This window comes from Stenotrophomonas sp. YJH_SMC_130 (assembly GCF_059369035.1).
This window is the reverse complement of the sequence record NZ_JCAFSH010000016.1, coordinates 25,998-44,417: the sequence shown is the minus strand read 5'-3', so window position 1 is coordinate 44,417 and position 18,420 is coordinate 25,998. Positions and strand designations below refer to the sequence as shown.

General features: G+C 67.1%; 11 protein-coding genes. 1 reads left to right on the top strand and 10 read right to left on the bottom strand.

The window, feature by feature from the left end; all coding sequences use genetic code 11:
• Positions 1 to 62: 62 nt before the first annotated feature.
• From lysS to recJ, 7 genes are all read right to left on the bottom strand, one after another.
• A complete protein-coding gene (gene lysS, locus AC5P5V_RS15220) occupies positions 63 to 1,574 on the bottom strand; it encodes a lysine--tRNA ligase (protein ID WP_061479278.1) in 1,512 nt (503 codons plus the stop codon).
• Positions 1,575 to 1,720: 146 nt separating this feature from the next.
• Positions 1,721 to 3,361, bottom strand: a complete 1,641-nt coding sequence (locus AC5P5V_RS15215) for an acetolactate synthase large subunit (protein WP_134968512.1) — start codon at positions 3,359 to 3,361, stop codon at positions 1,721 to 1,723.
• A gap of 63 nt (positions 3,362 to 3,424) precedes the next feature.
• Positions 3,425 to 4,810, bottom strand: a complete 1,386-nt coding sequence (locus AC5P5V_RS15210; RefSeq protein WP_134968513.1) for an NAD-dependent succinate-semialdehyde dehydrogenase — start codon at positions 4,808 to 4,810, stop codon at positions 3,425 to 3,427.
• 544 nt (positions 4,811 to 5,354) lie between these two features.
• On the bottom strand, positions 5,355 to 6,137 hold the full coding sequence (locus tag AC5P5V_RS15205; protein WP_134969457.1) for a helix-turn-helix transcriptional regulator: 783 nt from the start codon (positions 6,135 to 6,137) through the stop codon (positions 5,355 to 5,357).
• 153 nt (positions 6,138 to 6,290) lie between these two features.
• Positions 6,291 to 7,416 (bottom strand): peptide chain release factor 2 gene (gene prfB, locus AC5P5V_RS15200; RefSeq protein WP_111008336.1). Its coding sequence is split into 2 segments (ribosomal slippage): positions 6,291 to 7,340 and positions 7,342 to 7,416, totalling 1,125 coding nucleotides; the frame shifts between segments, so codons are not numbered across the junction.
• Between the two features lie 249 nt (positions 7,417 to 7,665).
• Positions 7,666 to 10,575: a DUF2135 domain-containing protein gene (locus AC5P5V_RS15195; protein ID WP_231352702.1), complete on the bottom strand. Its 2,910-nt coding sequence runs from the start codon at positions 10,573 to 10,575 to the stop codon at positions 7,666 to 7,668.
• A 143-nt stretch (positions 10,576 to 10,718) separates the two neighbouring features.
• Complete coding sequence (gene recJ / locus AC5P5V_RS15190; protein ID WP_231352701.1) at positions 10,719 to 12,476, bottom strand: single-stranded-DNA-specific exonuclease RecJ; 1,758 nt, start codon at positions 12,474 to 12,476, stop codon at positions 10,719 to 10,721.
• A 158-nt stretch (positions 12,477 to 12,634) separates the two neighbouring features.
• Between recJ and AC5P5V_RS15185 the strand changes: the two genes are divergently transcribed.
• Positions 12,635 to 13,675: a DUF1176 domain-containing protein gene (locus AC5P5V_RS15185; protein WP_134968884.1), complete on the top strand. Its 1,041-nt coding sequence runs from the start codon at positions 12,635 to 12,637 to the stop codon at positions 13,673 to 13,675.
• 97 nt (positions 13,676 to 13,772) lie between these two features.
• Here the strand turns inward: AC5P5V_RS15185 and AC5P5V_RS15180 are convergent, their stop codons facing one another.
• Genes AC5P5V_RS15180 through carB form a run of 3 tightly spaced genes read right to left on the bottom strand, consistent with a single transcriptional unit; the run spans position 13,773 to position 18,410 of the window.
• On the bottom strand, positions 13,773 to 14,690 hold the full coding sequence (locus tag AC5P5V_RS15180; protein WP_134968885.1) for a phosphoglycerate mutase: 918 nt from the start codon (positions 14,688 to 14,690) through the stop codon (positions 13,773 to 13,775).
• A 4-nt stretch (positions 14,691 to 14,694) separates the two neighbouring features.
• Complete coding sequence (gene greA / locus AC5P5V_RS15175) at positions 14,695 to 15,159, bottom strand: transcription elongation factor GreA (protein ID WP_181453298.1); 465 nt, start codon at positions 15,157 to 15,159, stop codon at positions 14,695 to 14,697.
• A gap of 8 nt (positions 15,160 to 15,167) precedes the next feature.
• Entirely contained in the window at positions 15,168 to 18,410 is a 3,243-nt protein-coding gene (gene carB, locus AC5P5V_RS15170; RefSeq protein WP_134968886.1) for a carbamoyl-phosphate synthase large subunit, read from the bottom strand.
• Positions 18,411 to 18,420 lie beyond the last annotated feature (10 nt).

Genomic DNA, 18,420 nt, shown 5'->3' with positions numbered 1-18,420 from the left:
ACGCGTCAATCGCGCCGTCTCGTTTCGGGACGGCGCGCACAATCGGGAGTCAAAAACGCGACTTACTGCTCCGGACGCATGTACGGGAACAGCAGCACGTCACGGATCGAGCTGCTGCCGGTCAGCAGCATCACCAGACGATCGACGCCGATGCCGAGGCCGCCGGTCGGGGCCATGCCGTACTCCAGCGCACGGATGTAGTCGGCGTCGTAGTGCATGGCCTCATCGTCGCCACCTTCCTTCGCGGCCACTTGGGCCTGGAAGCGCTGGGCCTGGTCTTCCGGGTCGTTCAACTCGGAGAAGCCATTGGCCAGCTCCTTGCCGTTGACGAACAGCTCGAAGCGGTCGGTGTAGCCCGGATCATTGTCGTTGGCACGGGCCAGCGGCGAGACTTCCACCGGATGGTCGGTGATGAAGGTCGGCTGGATCAGGGTGTGCTCGACGGTGGCCTCGAAGATCTCAAGCAGCAGCTTGCCCCAGCCGTAGGACGGCTTGACGCGGATGTTCAAGCGCTCGCAATGGCGCAGCAGCGCGTCACGGTCGGTGCAGTCGGCAACCGAGATTTCCGGGTTGTGGTGGCGCACGGCTTCGTCCATGCGCCAGCGGCGGAACGCCGGGCCCAGGTCGATCTTCGCGCCGTCCCACTCGACCTCGGTGCTGCCGTTGACCGTCCTGGCCACGTCACGGATCACGCCTTCGGTCAGGTCCATGATCTCGTTGTACGTGGCATAGGCCTCGTACAGCTCCATCATGGTGAATTCCGGATTGTGGCGGGTGCTGACGCCTTCGTTGCGGAAGTTGCGGTTGATCTCGTACACGCGCTCCAGGCCGCCCACGGTCAGTCGCTTGAGGTACAGCTCCGGCGCCACGCGCAGGTACAGGTCCAGGTCCAGCGCGTTGTGGTGGGTGGTGAACGGCTTGGCCGCCGCGCCGCCGGGGATGTAATGCATCATCGGCGTCTCGACTTCCAGGAAGTCGCGGTTGTCCAGCCACGCACGCATGGCGCGGATGATCTTCGAGCGCTTGATGAAGACCGCGCGCGATTCCGGGGTCACGATCAGATCGACGTAACGCTGGCGGTAGCGCTGCTCAACGTCGGCCAGGCCGTGCCACTTGTCCGGCAACGGACGCAGCGACTTGGTCAGCAGGCGGATCGACTCGGCCTTGACCGACAGCTCGCCGGTCCTGGTGCGGGTCAGGCCGCCTTCGACGGCGATGATGTCGCCCACGTCCCAGCCCTTGAACGCGGTGTAGGCATCGCCCAGCACGGCCCCCTGCAGGAACAGCTGGATGCGGCCGGACTCGTCCTGGATCTGCGCGAAGCTCGCCTTGCCCATGATGCGCTTGGCCATCAGGCGGCCGGCCATCTTCACCTGGCGGCCGTTGCCTTCCAGCGCCTCGGCGGTCCACTGTTCGGCATCGGCGAATTCGTCCTGCAGGCGGCCGGCGAAGTCCTCACGACGGAAATCGTTCGGGTACGCGATGCCCTGCCCACGCAGCGCTTTGAGTTTCTCACGGCGCTCGGCGATCAACTTGTTCTCGTCGACGGGGGGGGTATCGGTAGCTTCGCTCATGGATCTGCGGGAATCGTGTAGTGAGGGGGATCTTGCGCCCGGCGCGGCCGGCTCCACAGCATACCAAAACCGCCCTGCCCCGGCCTGGAGAGGGGTCAGATCCCTTTGCGCAGCAAAGGGATCTGACCCCATCAGCGGATCGGCGCCTACGCGTTCCCGGGGAACGCCTGCCGCAGCTCGTCCACCAGCACCCGCTGGTTCTCCGCGTAATCGACCGGTACCGACACCAGGTGCACCCCGCCCTCGTTGAACGCCGCCTGCAGGGTCGGGATGAACTGCTCGATGGCGGTCACCTCATGCCCCTTGCAGCCATAGGCCTCGGCGTACTTCACGAAATCCGGGTTGCTGAAGGTCATGCCGTAGTCGGTGAAGCCATCCACCGCCTGCTTCCAGCGGATCATGCCGTAGGCGCCGTCGTTGAGGATCAGCACCACCAGGTTCAGCCCCAGCCGGCGCGCTGTCTCCAGCTCCTGGCTGTTCATCATGAAACCACCATCGCCACACACCGCCAGCACCCGCCGCTGTGGGTACAGGATCGAGGCCATGATCGCCGATGGCAGGCCCGCGCCCATGGTCGCCAGCGCGTTGTCCAGCAGCAATGTGTTGGCCACCTGGGTACGGTAGTTGCGAGCGAACCAGATCTTGTACATGCCGTTGTCCAGCGCCACGATGCCGTCCGGCGGCATCACCTGGCGCACGTCGTGCACCAGCCGCTGCGGGGTGAACCCGGCCTCTTCGGCGCGGTCGGCCAAGTGCTCGAGGATGGTCGCGCGCAGCGGCAGCAGCGCAGCGGCATTCGGCACCGCGCCTTCGATGCGGTCGGCCAGCTGGGTCAGCGAGCGGCCGATATCGCCGATCACCTCCACCTGCGGGAAGTACACCTGTTCCACCGCCGCCTGCGAGTAGCCGATATGGATCACGGTCGGCCCGCCCGGGCGCATCACGAACGGCGGCTTTTCGGTGACCTCGTGGCCGATGGTCACGATCACGTCGGCCTGGTCGATCGCCATGTGCACGTAATCGCGCTCGGTGAGCGCTGCGGTACCCATGTACAGGCCCGAGCCGCCGGCCACCGCGCCCTTGCCCATCTGCGTGGTGAAGAACGGAATGCCGGCGCGCAGCACGAACGCCGACAGCGCCTCGCTGGACTGCGGCCGCGACGCCGCCGAAGCGATCATCAGCAGCGGTCGCTTTGCACTGCGGATGGTCTCTGCCGCCCGATCCAACGCTTCCGGGCTGGCGATGGGACGATCCACCGCGTGCGGTGGCACCAGCGCCACGCCCTCCACCTCATCGGCGGCGATGTCTTCGGGCAGCTCCAGCAGCACTGGGCCCGGGCGCTCTTCCTGGGCGACACGGAACGCCTCGCGGACGATGGTCGGGATCGTGCGCGCAGAGACGATCTGCCGCGCCTGCTTGGTCAGCGGCTTCATCGTGCCGACGATGTCGACGATCTGGAAGCGCGCCTGCTTGCTGGCGACGATGCCCTTCTGGCCAGTGATCATGATCACCGGCCACGCACCGAGCAGCGCATAGGCGGCGCCGGTGGTGAAGTTGAGCGCGCCCGGACCGAGCGTGGCCAGGCACACGCCGGGCTTGCCGGTCAGGCGGCCATAGGTGGCGGCCATGAACACCGCTGCCTGCTCGTGACGGGTGATGACCAGCTCGATGCTGGAATGACGAAGCGACTCGACCACGTCGAGGTTTTCCTCGCCGGGGATACCGAAAATGCGCTCGACGCCTTCGTTCTCAAGCGCGGCGACAAGCAGATCTGAACCCTTGGACATTGGAATGCCGTCCTTTTGGCTGGACTGATGGTGGATCGTTGCAGGAAGGAGGGAAGCTGCGCGTCAACGCTTGTCGAACCACACCGTCTGCGCGTTGACGAATTCGCGGATGCCGAAGTGCGAGAGCTCACGACCGAAGCCACTCTTTTTCACGCCGCCGATCGGCACGCGCGGGTCTGAAGCGGAGAAGCCGTTGACGAACACGCCGCCGCTCTGCAGCCGGCGCGCCAGCTGCATGGCCCGCGCGCGGTCGCCGGTCCACAGGTTGCCGCTCAGGCCGAACTCGCTCTGGTTGGCCAGTTCCACTGCATGGTCGGCATCGCGGGCGCGGCTGATCGAGGCCACCGGCCCGAAGGTCTCGGTATCGAAGGCCTGCATGCCCGGTTCCACGTCCGCCAACACGGTGGGCGCATAGAACGCGCCCGGGCGATCGAGCTGATGGCCACCGACGAGCAGCATCGCGCCTGCCTCCACCGAGGCGCGCACCTGCGCGTCCAACTGTTCCAGCAGGTCCTGGCGTGCCATCGGGCCGATGCGGTTGGCCGGGTCGCGGCCATCGCCGATGCTCAGTGCCTGCACCTTCTGGCAGAACTGCGCCACGAAACGGTCGTAGACCGCGTCTTCGACGATGATGCGCTTTCCGGCGATGCAGACCTGCCCGGTGTTCTGGAAGCGCGAGGCTACCGCCGCATCAACGGCGGCGTCCAGATCGGCGTCGGCCAGTACGATGAACGGATCCGAGCCCCCCAGCTCCAGCACCACCTTCTTCAGCGCCTGCCCGGCCTGGGCGGCGATGCTGCGGCCTGCGGCCACGCTGCCGGTCAGGGTCACTGCGGCGATGCGATCATCGGCGATCGCGCGGCTGGTGCCCTCGCGGCTGATGTTGGCGGCGATAAAGGTGCCTTCCGGCAGGCCGGCATCGCGCCAGGCCGCGTCGAGCAGCTGCGCGGTACCGACGATGTTCTCGGCCGGCTTCAGCAGGAAGCCGTTGCCGCCCATCAGGATCGGCACCGCCGCACGCATCACCTGCCAGTACGGGAAGTTCCACGGCATGATGCCCAGCACCACGCCCAGCGGCAGGTAGGACACGTAGGCCTTGTCGTCGGGCACCTGGGTCGGTTCGTCGCGCAGGAACTGCGCGCCGTGCTCGGCGTACCAGTCGCACAGCACGGCACACTTCTCGATCTCGGCCAGCGATTCGGCCTGTACCTTGCCCATCTCGGCGGTAGCCAGCGCGGCCAGCTTTTCGCGGTCACGCCGCAGTACGGCGGCCATCGCACGCAGTACGTCTGCGCGCTGTTCGAGGCTCTTGACGCTCCAGGCCGCAAAGCCGACCTGGCCGCGATCGAGGATTGTTTCCAGCTCGGCATCGGTGGCGAAGGGATGGCTGGCGATCTGCTGGCCGGTGGCCGGATCGCGGGAAATGGCGGTGGTGGGGGCAGCGGACATGCAGGGCTCCTGTTGTCTCGGCAACGGGCAGCGGCCCGTCTTCTGCACAGGAATGTGGACCCGATTGGCGGAGGCAACAAGGCGTCTGCTTATCCTGTGACCTGCACTTACCTGTGTGAATGGGGTTATCGGCAGGGCTGCGCCCTGCACCCGCAGAGGCTTCAAGCCAAGCCAAGCCAAGGCAACGGCAACGGCAACGGCAGAAGCTGGCATTCCGTGGGTTGGCGGGGTGGGTCCGGTTGAGGGGGACGCTGCAAGTACCCCTCCGGGGCCCGGCCCAGCCGCTGGCGGCTGTGCGTTCGGGCGCTTGCGAAGCAGTGCTTCGCAAGCAAAGCGCCCTTACCCATGTAAGCTCGGTCGCCGCTTGCTCGTGTGCGCAGGAAAGCGCACACGAGCAAGCGGCTGCCAAGCCTACACGGACGTACTTGCGGCGTCCCCGCACTCCGACACCGCCCCGCCAAACCACGGAACCTAGCTCTGGCTCTGGCTCTGGCTTTGGCCGTTGCATTGAGCAGGTGCAGGGCTGCAAGCCCTGCCGATCAACCTACTTCCGCGGCAGGTAGGTCACCAGTGACAGGTCGTGCCGGCTCTCCGGCACCAGCGCCACATACTGCAGGTCCAGCAACCCCCGCGTGGGATGGTTGAGCTTCTTCGCACCTTCATCGAACCGACGCACGTCGTGCTCCGGCCACCATTGGCGAAACTCTTCGCTGTGCACGGCGATGTCTTCCACCAGCGCCAGGAACGGGGCCTTGTCCGGGGCCTGCGCCATCGCCGCGCGGAAGCCCGCCAGCAGCCCGCGGGTCATTTCTTCCCAGTTGAGGATCAGCGTGCGATACGGCGGGTACAGGAACATCAGCCGCAGCGTGTTGCGCTCATGCGGCGCCAGGTGGCTGTAGTCGACGAAAAGATCGGCGATGGCCGGGTTCCAGGCCAGGATGTCGAAGCGGGTATTGCGTACGTAGGCCGGGATCGGCTGCATCGCCTCCACCAGCTGGCGCAGGCCGTCGGTCACGCTCTCGTCCGGCGATTCCAGCGGCACGCCGTAGCCGGACAGCGCGAACGCGTAGGCGCGCTCGTCGTCGCTCATGCGCAGCACCTGTGCCAGGCGCTCCAGCACTTCGGGCGAGGCGCGCACTTCACGGCCCTGCTCGATCCAGGTGTACCAGCTGACGCTGACCCCGATCGCCAGCGCCACTTCCTCGCGCTTCAGGCCCGGGGTGCGCCGGCGCCCGGCCGGGAGGCCGAGCGTGGCGGGGTCGACACGGGCGCGGCAGGCCTTGAGGAAGCCACCGAGTTCCTTGCGTTCACTTTCGCTGCGCATCATCGGCCCGTCCTACCCCTTGTAGCGTCGAGCCATGCTCGACGCGTCTGCTACTGCGCCAACAGCAGCCGAGCATGGGCTCGGCTCTACCGGAAGCGTGATCGGCTACCCTCGGCGTTGCGCACAAGGGTGACGAAATCCACGCAGGCGCGTCGATCAGGCATCGGCGCGCTTGGAGCCCACGGCCAAACCGGCCTTCAGGCTGGCCTCGACGAACTCGTCCAGGTCGCCGTCCAGCACCTTCTGCGTGTCCGAACGCTCGATGCCGGTACGCAGGTCCTTGATACGGCTCTGGTCCAGCACGTAGTTGCGGATCTGGCTGCCCCAGCCGATGTCGGACTTGGTGGCTTCCACCGCGTCCTTCTCGGCGTTGCGCTTCTGGATCTCCAGTTCATACAGCTTGGCGGCCAGCATCTTCATCGCGTTGTCGCGGTTCTGGTGCTGGCTGCGGCCGGTCTGGCAGGCCACAACGATGTTGGTCGGGATGTGGGTGATACGCACTGCCGACTCGGTCTTGTTCACGTGCTGGCCACCGGCACCGGACGAACGGTACACGTCGGTACGCAGGTCGGCCGGGTTGATGGTGATGTCGATGTTGTCATCGATTTCCGGCGACACGAACACCGAGGTGAAGCTGGTGTGGCGGCGGTTGTCCGAGTCGAACGGCGACTTGCGCACCAGGCGGTGCACGCCGGTCTCGGTCTTCAGCCAGCCGTAGGCGTAATCGCCTTCCACGCGCAGCGTGGCCGACTTGATGCCGGCGACGTCGCCACCGGAGACTTCCATCAGTTCGGTCTTCCAGCCGCGCGACTCGCACCAGCGCAGGTACATGCGCAGCAGGATCTCGGCCCAGTCCTGGGCTTCGGTGCCACCGGCACCGGCCTGGATGTCGACGAACGCGGCCGCATTGTCCATCTCGCCGGAGAACATGCGCTGGAACTCCAGCTTCTCCACGTGCGCCTGGTGCTTGTCGAGGTCGGCGACCACCGCCAGCGCGGTCTCCTCGTCCTGCTCGGACTCGGCCAGCTCCAGCAGTTCAGTGGCGTCGTTCAGGCCATCGAGCACCGAGGCGATGCCGCCCACGGTCTTTTCCAGGCTGGAACGCTCGCGGCCCAGGTTCTGGGCGTACTCGGCGTTGTTCCAGACGTCGGGGCTTTCCAGCTCCCGCGTTACTTCTTCAAGACGCTCTTTCTTGGCGTCGTAGTCAAAGATACCCCCGAAGCGACAGCACGCGATCGGTCAGATCGGTGATGCGCTGGCGGACAGGATTCAGTTCGATCATGTCGGCGGTTATGCATTCAAAAGATGACTAGTAATGATAGCGCAGGCCGGGGGTGCCCGGAATGAGGGCCTGGGCCTGCGCCGGGGCTCCAGCATGATGCACTGGCGCTGCATTCAGGCGGGCGATGTCCGCCTTGGCGCGGGGAGCCGGCCGGGCTGCGGCCGACCCCACACAGGGCCTCCTTGCCCCAGAGCGGCGTCGACGAGGGTCTTCCTTGCCCCCCCTCGGACGGCCACTTGGGGCAGTTGACTATTTAACCTCGAACTCGCCCACCAGCACGGTCTCGGCACGGTCCTTCAGTCGCATCGTCACCGTCTGATCCTTCTGCTTCGGCGTGCCCCAGTGGGTGGTCAGCCGCAGCATCAGGGTTGTCGCACCGGTCACCAGCTGCTGGCGGCTGCCAAAGTAGTTCGCCTCCACCTTGTACTTGCCCGGCTTGGCGTTGCGCAGCGAGAACTGCTCGGGGCCATAGCCGCCGGTAAAGTCCTGCGACATCTGCCCGCCCTGGTAGGTCAGCCGGTTACCGTAGTAAGCGCGCTCGCCGTTCGGGTCGGTTACCCACAGGTCCATGTCGCTGTTGTCGGCGTCCCACGACAGCACCACGCGGAGGTCCAGCGGCATCGCCTGCAACAGGCGCGGGTCGATGCCGGTGGTATCCAGCCGGGGCGTGCTGCTGGCCACCAGGTTGGTCAGCTCATCCAGTGCGATCAGGGCGATGCCATCGAAGCGGCTGTCCCACGGCCGCACCACCACCTGGTACAGCGGCGCCAGCGCCTGCTGTGGCTTGCCGGCCGCTGCCAGCGCCAGGCCCAGGTCGCGGAAGCTTTGCGGTTCTTCCTGGCCCATCGCCAGCACCTGCTCGAACACCGGCACCGCCAGTGCGGGAGCATCGGCCTGCATCAGTCGGTAACCGAGCACGCGCAGCAGGTGGCGGTTGTCCAGATCCATTTCGGCCAGGTTCGACAGCACCCGCAGTGCCAGCTCGCGCTGGCCCTGCTCCAGCAGCAGGTCGGCCACATCGAGGAAGAACGCGCTGCTGTCGGCGTGGGCATCGCGCTCGGCCAGATAGCGGTCATAGAGCTGCGACGGCGGCCCCTGGCGCAGGCGCCGGGCGATGGCCGAGTCCGGCTGCCAGGCCGCCAGCTGGATGCCGAGCTCGCCCTCGTTGGCGGCAGCGGGCGTAGTGACACGGCCACCAGTGACCGTGATTGAATCCAGGGCCTTGTTCGATGCAGGCGCTGAGCGACGTGCACGCGCGCTGCTGGCTTCCATGCGTTGCTCGGTCGCCGCCATCGGCGTGGGGGCGGGCGGAGCGGCGGGGGCAGGCGCGGCGAGCATCGCCATCGGGGCCGATTCCATCGCGTAGTCCGCCGAGGCCACTTCCAGTGCCCCGCCCTTCGCCTGCGGCGGCGCATCCTTCGGCCAGCTGCGGTTCCACCACTGCTGGCGCTCCTTCCAGCGGGCGGCCACTTCATCCAGGCGCTGGCGATCAGCAGCGGCGCGATCCCTGACCTGCACTGCAAACTTGGCGTCGTACTCCGCGCGCAGCGTGCCCGAAGGGCGGATCGCATAGCGCAGGTAGTCCTCCAGCGTCTCCAGCACGATCAGCGAGGTATCCGGCCCCACCAGGCCAAACTGTTGTGACAGGCGTTGCATCGCCTCGCGGTTGCCATGACGGTCGGCGGCCAGCTGCTGCAGACGCGCCTGCGCCCACAAACCGGCCAGCAGTTCACCGTCCTTGCTCTTCTGCGTGGCGGGCAACGCCTGCCATTCGCCGCCACCCACGCGCACCCGCATCGGCACGCCTTCGGCCGCCAGTCGTGCATGCAGCCACAACCAGCCCTGGGCTTCACTGCGACGATCGATCACCACGTCCTGCACGCCGCGCCCTGCATCGACCTGCACATCCAGCGGCGACGACAGCAGCTCACGGGCGGCCAATTCGACATCCTTCCCCAGCGCGACGAAGCGACCACCATGCGCTTCGCTCCAGCCACGCAGTCGCACGGCATCGGTGCGCGCACCGGCGCTGCTGACCGCAAACAGGCGTTGGTCCGGCGCCATCGCCGGCAGCTGTTCCGGCCCGTAGGTCAGCAGGCCATCGCTGACCAACAGGTATTCCTTCACCCTCTGCTCTGGTTGCCACTGCGCCAGCGCGCTGGCACCGTCCGGGCGTACGGCCTGCAGTGCCGCACGCAGCTCACTCCAGTTACCGGCGCGGATGCGGAAGCGACGCACCGGCTCGGCGCGATCGCGCAGCACGGTCAAGGCCACGGTGCCGTCACCCAGCGCGGCGAAATAGCGATCCAGCAGGGCGAACTCGCGCGTGCGTTCGCGCTGTCCCGCCGAACCGGAGCCGTCCCACAGCAGGCCGATTTCGCTCGGCAGTCTGCGCGGCGTGCTGCTGGCCGCCACCGGCAGCTGCGCCAGCAGGTAATGGCCGTCCTGCCAGGGCGCCACCTGCACCTGTGCCTGGCGTGCTGCCGGCAGGCTCCAGTGCAGCTGCTTCGGCAACTGCGCGCCCTTGCCCTGCCACTGCAGCTGGCCCGCGCTGATGCGGAATGGCGCCGTACCTACGGTGGTCGTGCCAGGTGCCTGCAGTTTCAGTTCAACCGAGGCTGCACCGGCAGCAAACTGCAGCGGCAGCGTCCACTGCCAGCCTTGGCCGGCGAAGGCCAACGGCTCGCGAATCACCAGCTGCACGCGTCGGCTGCCGCCGGCCGGCAGCGGGTAGATGCGCAGCCGGAACTGGTTGCCGGCGGTCTGTTCCAGCAGCCCCGGGTCGACGCCACGACGGGCGATCTCCTCGAACACCTGGCGGCCGCGGTCCTTGGGCACCGGCACCGCGTCACGCATCTCGCCGTTGATATCCAGCGCGAAGCCGCTGATCTGCTGGCCATCGGCCAGCGGGAACTGCAGCTCGCCCTCCAGTACCCGCCGGTTGGGGTTGTGGAATTCCAGCGTGATCCGGGTCTGGGCGATGCCGGCCTGGATCTCGCCCTCGATGCGGGCTTGTCGTAATTGAACCGGCTGCTCAGCCGCCGGTGCGATCAGCAGCGGGGTGGCGGCCTGCGGCCGGGAGATCGGCGGCGACTGCGCGCCAGCGGGCCAGGCCGCAAGGGCCAGCAACAACACAATGCAGCAACGGGCGAAGACCATGACCGGACTCCAGTGGGATCGTGGATCGTTGAACGCACCAGCAGCCGTAACGGGGTTGGGAGACCAAAAAAGGGGACGGAGGGGATTAAGTCGCAACTGGCAAACAAGGCACAAGCGACTTAATCCCCTCCGTCCCCTTTTTCTCAGGCGGGCAGGCAGTGCTCGACGATCAGCTGGATGGCGCTGCCGCCGCGATAGTCGTCGCAGGCGAGCCGATAGGCGAGATGCACGTGGCGACTCGGCGCGTTGCCGTGCCAGCCGCCGAAATGGATGGCGTTGATGGTGCCGGGTACGCCGGGCAGGCGCAGTTCCAGCTTCAGGTGACGCTCCTTCAGCACGCGCCAGTTGGCCACTTCGAAGCGGCCATCGAACAGTGGCTCGGGGAAACCCTGGCCCCACGGCCCGGCCAGGCGCAACGCATCGGCGTGGCGATGGTCCAGCTCGTCCGCCGCCAGCTCGCCGTCACTGAGCACCTGCTGCTGCAGTGCCGCCGGATCGAGCATCTCCAGCACCACCGCGACGAAGGCTGTCTTGAAGTCATCGACGTGGTCACGCCGCAGGCTGAGCCCAGCCGCCATGGCGTGGCCGCCGAAGCGTTCGATCAGGCCTGGGTGGCGCGCATCGACCAGCGCCAGGGCGTCACGGATGTGCAGCCCGGGAATCGAGCGCGCAGAGCCACGCAGGGTATCGGCGCCGGGCTCGGCCGGGGCGAAGGCGATCACCGGACGATGCAGGCGATCCTTCATCTTCGACGCGACCAGGCCGACCACGCCCGGATGCCAGTCGGCATCGAACAGGCAGGCCGCCACCGGTCGCCGACCGGCCATGTCCAGCACTACCCGGGTCAATGCCTGCTCGGCGTCATCGGTCATCGACTGCTGCACGGCGCGCCGTTCCGAATTGATCTGCTCCAGCGTCTGCGCGATCTCGCGCGCCTGGCGCGGGTCTTCGGTCAGCAGCAGCGCGATGCCCAGCGCCATGTCTTCCAGCCGGCCCGCGGCATTCAGGCGCGGGCCGAGCGCGAAGCCGATGTCGGTGGCGGTCAGCCGCGCGGCATCACGGCCGCTGGCTTCGATCAGCGCACGCAGGCCGACACAGCCCTGCCCCGCGCGCAGACGGCGCAGGCCTGCGCTGACCAGCGCACGGTTGTTCGGGTCCAGCGCTACCAGGTCCGCAACGGTGCCCACCGCCACCAGGTCCAGCAGCGTGGTCAGGTCCGGCCCCTTGCCATCGGCAAAAACGCCGGCCTCGCGCATCTGCCGACGCAGGGCCATCAGCACGTAGAAGATCACGCCGACGCCGGCCAGCGATTTGCTGGGGAACGCATCACCGTCGAGATTGGGATCGACGATGACATCGGCCGGCGGCAACTGCGGCCCGGGAAGGTGATGGTCGGTGACCAGCACCTGCCAGCCGCGCGCCTTGGCCGCGGTCACGCCCGCATGGCAGGCAATGCCGTGGTCGACGGTCACCAGCAGATCCGGCTGCAGCGCGGCCAGCTCTTCCACCAGCGACGGTGACAGGCCATAGCCGTGCACCATGCGGTTCGGCACCGCGTGGAAGACGTGTTGCGCGCCGAGCATGCGCAGGCCACGCACGCCGACCGCACAGGCGGTGGCGCCATCGCAATCGAAATCGCCGACCACCAGAATGCGCTTGTCGTTGGCGATGGCTTCGATCAGCAGGCCCACTGCATCATCGATACCGGTCAGCAGCTCGGGCGCGTGGAGGCTGCCCAGTTTCGGCAGCGCCAGCTCTGGCGTTCCCGCACCGCGGCTGGCATAGAGTCGCGCCAGCAATGGCAGCGTGCCCTCTGGCCAGCTGCCGGGCACGACCGCATCGCGGCGGCGGATCAGCGGTGTATCAGAGGGCGGCTGCGCAGCATCGGCGGCAAGGGACATCGGCATCGCCGGTTACAAAAGACCCGCACATCATAACGTGCACCGCTCCCCCGGTCGGCTGCCGCTGCTGACGAGGCCCCTTGGCTCTTCGGCCAGCAGCATTTGGATTTCACGACCGCATCTTCCATGCTTGCCTGCCCTGGAACGGACTTCCATCCATGACCCGCACCCTGCTGACCGCGCTGATGGCACTCACCGTGGCCTCGGCCGCCCACTCCGCGACGCCTGAGCCCAGGCCCGGGGTCGAATTCGAACACAACGACTGGTCGCTGGCCTGTGACAACACCCGCACCTGCCGCGCGGCTGGCTACAGCCCGCAAGCTGCGGGCAACCTGCTCAGCCTGATGCTGGAGCGCGCCGGCGGCCCGGGTACGAAGGTGCTCGCGCGGCTGCGCAATGGCGAGGATGGCGAAAGCCCGACGCCGACCGGGGCGCTGCGCCTGCACCTGAACGGCAAGGACCTGGGCCCGGTGCGCGACACCGGCGACGGGGACAAAGTGTTGTTGCAGCAGGCACAGACCGATGCACTGGTCGCCGTACTGCCGCGCGAGGCACGCATCGAGATCATCGACGGCGAGGGCAAGGCGTGGCCGATCTCCGACCGCGGTGCGGCGGCCGTACTACTGAAGATGGACGAGGCCCAGGGCCGGCTGGACACGCCGGGGGCGCTGGTGCGGCGTGGCGACAAGCCCGAAACGAGCGTACCTGCGGCGTTGCCGGTGCCAGTGATCATGCGCGGCACGCTGGTAGCACCGCGCGCCTCGGACGCGGCACTGGCGAACGCACCGGGCCTGCGCAAGGCACTGATCGCCAGCCTGCCGAAGCCGGATGAGTGCGCCCGCCTGAGCGAGGGCGGGACAGACGAGATCGAGATCCAGCGACTGGACGCCCAGCATGTGCTGGCAAGCACCAGCTGCTTCATGGGTGCCTACAACTTCAGCAGCGGCTACTGGGTAGTGCAGGACAGGGCGCCGTACCAGGCGAAGTTCGTGACCTCCAACGCGGAGGACTTTGATCGCGATGACGCGACGCTGCGCGGGCGCTTCCGTGGACGCGGCATCGGTGACTGCTTCTCCGGCCACGACTGGGCCTGGGATAGCGCGCGATTCGTGAAGAGCGGCGAGTTCACCACCGGGCAGTGCCGCGGCGTGGCGGGTGGTCATTGGCAGCTGCCGACGGTGGTCAGCGAGGTCCGTTGAGGCGCCGCTATCTGCGATAGTGCCGCCCGCTGGCCGGCAACCCCGGCAAACATCGGGGTCAACGCCGTTTTCCGATGGAAAACGGATCCGACCCCGGTCAGTCGTGCAGCTGGCGCGGCTTCTTCCAGAACTGCCAGCGCTGGCCACGGTCCAGCTGGAACTGCAGGCCGTCCTCGAAATCCAGCACCAGCCGCTGCAGTTCGCCACGCTTGAGCGCGGCCAGCAGCGGCCGGATCGCATCATTGCCGAGCTGCTGCAGAGAGCGCAGCTGGCGCAGGTCAACCAGTGCATCCACGGCCTGCTCGCCGTCCACGGCCACACCAGCCGCCAGGGCCAGGCCCTGCAGCAGCGCGTCGCGGCTGCGCACCTGCGCGTGCGGGGTGCTGACCGACACCGGCATCACGCCACCGCCCCAGAACCACAGCGAGTTGATCGGCTGCTGTCCCTGCGCGGCACGCTGCTGGTTCCAGGAATGGTTGTGCAGCAGCACCTGTGCCTCGGTCATCAGCGCCCGCCATCGACGGCCGCCCTGCCCTTCCGGCAGGTGCGAGAACAGGTCATCACCCAGCACCTCGTCGGGGCTGTCGAAGTCCGGCAGCTCGCTGTCGATCGGCAGCCGCAGGTACCAGCGCGAAGGATCGGGTGCGTCAAGCACAAAGCCGGCGTCGGCGAACAACGGCTGCAACACCGGCAGCAACGCCAGGCAATCGGCCAGCGTCGGCCGCAGCGTTTCGCCGTAGGCCATCATCCGCGCGCCGTGCATGTCCGGCACCATGCAGGCTGGATCGGCACGCAGCCAGCTGGCGCCGGCGGCATCGCCGACGTCGCGCTGGCGGGTCAACGCGGCCACCGGCCAGTGCGACGCGGCAACCGAGAAATGGCGTGTCAGCTGCGCGCGTTCGCCCGGCGCGACCTGCACCGTGGTGGCACGGCCGAGCGCACGTGCCACATCGTCCGGCAGCGCAGCCGCGGCAAAGCGGCTGCGTGCCGGCAACAGCAGGGTCGCCGTCGCCACGTGGTCAGTCCACGTAGCTGACGCTGACGATCTCGTACTCGCGTTGGCCGGCCGGGGCGTCGATCACGATCGAATCACCTTCCAGCTTGCCGATCATCGCACGCGCCACCGGCGAGGAAATCGCGATCAGGCCCTGCTTGATGTCCGCCTCCAGGTCACCGACGATCTGGTACTTCTTCTCTTCGTCGGTTTCCACGTCGGCCAGGGTCACGCTGGCGCCGAACACCACCTTGGAGCCGGCATTGAGCTTGCTCACGTCGATGATCTCGGCGTGCGACAGCTCGCCCTCCAGCTGCTTGATGCGGCCTTCGATGAAGCCCTGTTCTTCGCGCGCGGCGTGGTACTCGGCGTTCTCCTTCAGGTCGCCATGCTCACGTGCTTCGGCGATGGCGGCGATCACCTTCGGGCGCTTGACCGACTTCAGGTGATCCAGTTCGTCGCGCAGCTTCTGCGCGCCCTTCATCGTGATCGGGGCTCTCATGCATTCAACTCCTTGTGCAGCTCCTGCAGCGACCAGACGGGGCCGGTGCCGCGGAATTCCAGTGAATCCACCAGCGCCTTGGCGCCGGCAATGGTGGTCGAGTAGGTGACGCGATGCTGCAGCGCCTCGCGACGGATCGAGAACGAGTCGTTGATCGCCGAACGACCTTCGGTCGTGTTGACGATGTAGACGATCTCGCCGTTCTTGATCGAGTCGACGATGTGCGGACGGCCTTCCACCACCTTGTTGATGATCTCGCAGTCCATGCCGTGCTGCTGCAGCCACGCAGCGGTGCCACGGGTGGCAACCAGGCTGTAGCCACGCGCCAGCAGTGCCTTGGCCACCGGCAGCACGCGCTTCTTGTCCGGATCACGCACCGAAACGAAGGCCTTGCCGACCGGCGGCGCCTTGATGCCGCCGGCTTCCTGCGCACGCGCGAAGGCGGCGTTGAAGGTGCGGCCGACGCCCATCACCTCGCCGGTGGAGCGCATCTCCGGCCCCAGGATCGGATCGACGCCCTGGAACTTGGCGAACGGGAAGATCGCTTCCTTCACCGAGTAATAGTCCGGCACGATTTCCTTGGTTGCGCCCTGCTCGGCCAGGCTCTTGCCCGCCATGCAACGGGCAGCGATCTTCGCCAGCGGCATGCCGGTGGCCTTGGACACGAACGGCACGGTGCGCGAGGCACGCGGGTTCACTTCCAGCAGGTAGATGGTGTCGGCACCTTCGTCACTGGTCTGGATCGCGAACTGGGTATTCATCAGGCCGACCACGTTCAGGGCCTTGGCCAGCTCCACCACCTGGCGGCGCAGCTCGGCCTGGGTTTCAGCCGACAGCGAGTACGGCGGCAGCGAGCACGAGGAATCGCCCGAGTGCACGCCGGCTTCTTCGATGTGCTCCATCACGCCACCGATCAGGACGTTGCCATCCTTGTCGGCGATGATGTCGACATCGCACTCCACCGCGTTGTCGAGGAAGCGGTCCAGCAGCACCGGCGAATCGTTGGACACCTTCACCGCGTCGCGCACGTAGCGGGCCAGGTCGGCTTCGCCGTAGACGATTTCCATGGCACGGCCGCCCAGCACGTAGCTCGGGCGCACCACCAGCGGGTAGCCGATCTCGCGGGCCAGCAGCAGGGCCTCCTGATCATTGCGGGCGATGCGGTTCGGCGGCTGCTTCAGCCCCAGCCTGTCGACCAGCTGCTGGAAGCGCTCGCGGTCTTCGGCCAGGTCGATCGAGTCCGGGCTGGTGCCGATCACCGGCACGCCGTTGGCTTCCAGCGCGCGCGCCAGCTTCAGCGGGGTCTGGCCGCCGTACTGCACGATCACGCCCTTCGGCTGTTCCAGTTCGACGATCTCCAGCACGTCTTCCAGGGTCAGCGGCTCGAAGTACAGGCGGTCGGAGGTGTCGTAGTCGGTCGACACGGTTTCCGGGTTGCAGTTGACCATGATGGTTTCATAGCCATCCTCGCGCAGCGCCAGCGCCGCGTGCACGCAGCAGTAGTCGAACTCGATGCCCTGGCCGATGCGGTTCGGGCCACCGCCCAGGATCATGATCTTGTCGCGGTTGCTCGGCGCGGCCTCGCACTCGTCCTCGTAGGTCGAGTACAGGTAGGCGGTGCCGGTGGAGAACTCACCGGCACAGGAGTCCACGCGCTTGTAGACCGGGCGCACCTTGTGCGCACGACGCAGCGCGCGGATGGCGGCTACGTTGGTGCCGGTCAGCTGCGCCAGGCGCGCGTCGGAGAAGCCAGCGCGCTTCAGCTTGCGCAGGCGTGCGGCATCCAGCGCATCGATGCCACCGGCGGCGACTTCGCCTTCCGCCGCGATGATTTCCTCGATCTGGTCCAGGAACCAGTGATCGATGAATGACAGTGCGTAGATCTCTTCCACACTCATGCCGGCGCGGAACGCATCGGCCACATAGAACAGGCGCTCCGGGCCCGGCGCCTTCAGCTCGCGACGCAGGGTCTGCAGGTCGTCTTCGTTGCCCAGGTCCAGACCGGTCGGGTCGAAGCCGACCTTGCCGGTTTCCAGGCCACGCAGGGCCTTCTGCACCGACTCCTGGAAGGTGCGGCCCATCGCCATCACCTCGCCCACCGACTTCATCTGGGTGGTCAGGCGGGCATCGGCGGCCGGGAACTTCTCGAAGGCGAAGCGCGGGATCTTGGTGACGACGTAGTCGATGGACGGCTCGAACGAGGCCGGGGTCAGGCCGCCGGTGATTTCGTTCTTCAGTTCGTCCAGGGTGTAGCCCACGGCCAGCTTGGCGGCGACCTTGGCGATCGGGAAGCCGGTGGCCTTGGAAGCCAGCGCCGACGAACGCGACACGCGCGGGTTCATCTCGATGACGACCACGCGGCCGGTCTTCGGGTTGATGCCGAACTGCACGTTCGAGCCACCGGTATCGACGCCGATCTTGCGCAGCACGGCGATGGAGGCATCGCGCAGGCGCTGGTACTCCTTGTCGGTCAGGGTCTGCGCCGGCGCCACGGTGATCGAGTCACCGGTGTGCACGCCCATCGGGTCCAGGTTCTCGATCGAGCAGACGATGATGCAGTTGTCCGCGGTATCGCGGACCACTTCCATCTCGAATTCCTTCCAGCCCAGCACCGACTCTTCCACCAGCACTTCGGTGGTCGGCGACAGCTCCAGGCCGCGGCTGACGATCTCGACCAGCTCTTCGCGGTTGTAGGCGATGCCGCCACCGCTGCCGCCCAGGGTGAAGCTGGGGCGGATGATGGTCGGATAGCCGACGCGGGTCTGGATTTCCAGCGCTTCGTCCAGGGTGTGGGCGACGGCGGCGGTCGGGCACTCCAGGCCGATCTCACCCATGGCCACGCGGAACAGCTCGCGGTCTTCGGCCATGCGGATCGCTTCGCGCTTGGCACCGATCAGCTCGACGTTGTACTTCTCCAGCACGCCGTGGTCGGCCAGGTCCAGCGCGCAGTTCAGCGCGGTCTGGCCACCCATGGTCGGCAGCAGCGCATCGGGCTTTTCCTTGGCGATGATCTTCTCGACCGTCTGCCAGTTGATCGGCTCGATGTAGACGGCGTCGGCCATCTCCGGGTCGGTCATGATCGTGGCCGGGTTGCTGTTGACCAGCACCACGCGGTAACCCTCGTCACGCAGGGCCTTGCAGGCCTGGGCACCGGAGTAGTCGAACTCGCAGGCCTGGCCGATGACGATCGGGCCAGCACCGATGATGAGGATGGTCTTGAGGTCAGTGCGCTTGGGCATTTTCTTCTCT